Raw genomic sequence first — 1,939 nt, 5'->3', positions numbered from 1 at the left:
GACCTTCAGGTTATGAGCCTGACGAGCTACCGGGCTGCTCTACCCCGCGCCGGTTTGAGCTTTTTCTGGCGGGCTGCTCGGGCCCCTGGGTTGGGCGCGCGGGTCCTGGCCTGCGCTGCCTTTCATGTCAGAGAATCTGTCGTCTCTTTCCAGGTCTGGCGGTGACCTACTCTCCCACGTCTTGAGACGCAGTACCATTGGCGCGACGGCACTTAACGGCCGAGTTCGGGATGGGATCGGGTGTTTTGCTCGTGCTTTGGCCACCAGACCGGGAAAGAGACGATCGGCGCCTTCCCCATCGGGGAAGATGTTGTCCAAGGATGTTTCTGGGAGGAAGGCTTTTCCTGCGCCTTTCGGGCGCGGGAAGTCTGTCTTCTTCCGGATCAGATCAAGCCAATCGAGCCATTAGTACCGGTCAACTGAACGCATTGCTGCGCTTACATCTCCGGCCTATCGACGTGGTGGTCTTCCACGGCTCTCAAGGGAGACCTTGTTTCGAGGGGGGCTTCCCGCTTAGATGCCTTCAGCGGTTATCCTGTCCGTTCATAGCTACCCAGCACTGCCGTTGGCACGACAACTGGTCCACCAGTGGAACGTCCACCCCGGTCCTCTCGTACTAGGGGCAGCTCCTCTCAAGTCTCCAACACCCACGGCAGATAGGGACCGAACTGTCTCACGACGTTCTAAACCCAGCTCACGTACCTCTTTAAATGGCGAACAGCCATACCCTTGGGACCTGCTCCAGCCCCAGGATGAGATGAGCCGACATCGAGGTGCCAAACGATGCCGTCGATATGGACTCTTGGGCATCATCAGCCTGTTATCCCCAGCGTACCTTTTATCCGTTGAGCGATGGCCCTTCCACTCGGGACCACCGGATCACTATGGCCGTCTTTCGACTCTGCTCGACTTGTCAGTCTTGCAGTCAGGCTGGCTTCTGCCATTGCACTCAACGAGCGATTTCCGACCGCTCTGAGCCAACCTTCGCGCGCCTCCGTTACTGTTTGGGAGGCGACCGCCCCAGTCAAACTACCCGCCACGCAGGGTCCCGGATCCGGATCACGGACCGCGGTTAGACATCAGATGAGCGAAGGGCGGTATCTCAAGGATGGCTCCACGGGAACTGGCGTTCCCGCTTCAAAGCCTACCGCCTATCCTGCACATCGCGCGCCTGATGCCAGTGCGAAGCTGTAGTAAAGGTGCATGGGGTCTTTCCGTCTAACCGCGGGAAGTCTGCATCTTCACAGACAATTCAATTTCGCTGAGTCCACATTTGAGACAGCGGGGAAGTCGTTACGCCATTCGTGCAGGTCGGAACTTACCCGACAAGGAATTTCGCTACCTTAGGACCGTTATAGTTACGGCCGCCGTTTACCGGGGCTTCAATTCAAGGCTTGCACCTCTCCTTTTAACCTTCCGGCACCGGGCAGGCGTCAGACCCTATACGTCGCCTTGCGGCTTCGCAGAGCCCTGTGTTTTTAGTAAACAGTCGCCACCCCCTGGTTTGTGCCCCCGACCGATGCTTGCGCACCAACCGGGCCTCCTTCTCGCGAACTTACGGAGGTATTTTGCCGAGTTCCTTAAATGTGGTTCTCTCAAGCGCCTTGGTATTCTCTACCAGTCCACCTGTGTCGGTTTCGGGTACGGTCTCATGGAGGGCTATTTCCAGGAACCCCTCAGCAGCCCGATCAATCCGTTAAGATCGAACGACCTTCGGGATCCGTCACCATCTCCTGGCCCAGGAATATTAACCTGGTTCCCATCGACTACGCCTTTCGGCCTCGCCTTAGGGGCCGGCTTACCCTGCTCAGATTAGCTTTAAGCAGGAACCCTTGGACTTTCGGCGACAGGGTCTCTCACCCTGTTTGTCGCTACTCATGTCAACATTCTCGCTTCTGATCACTCCACCGGATGCCTCACGGCCCGGCTTCACAGTCAG

General features: G+C 57.6%; 2 rRNA genes (1 of these 2 running past the window's edge). Both read right to left on the bottom strand.

The features are described 5' to 3' along the window. Window positions 1–153: 153 nt before the first annotated feature. Window positions 154–268: ribosomal RNA gene (gene rrf, locus AC13CR_RS13400) — 5S ribosomal RNA — on the bottom strand. Window positions 269–384: 116 nt separating this feature from the next. After that, a 23S ribosomal RNA gene (locus tag AC13CR_RS13395) occupies window positions 385–1,939 on the bottom strand; it runs 1,312 nt beyond the window's last position.

This window comes from Paracoccus sp. L-17 (genome assembly GCF_056857655.1).
Note: the sequence above shows the minus strand (reverse complement) of the source record. Positions and strands in the feature narration are given on the sequence as shown.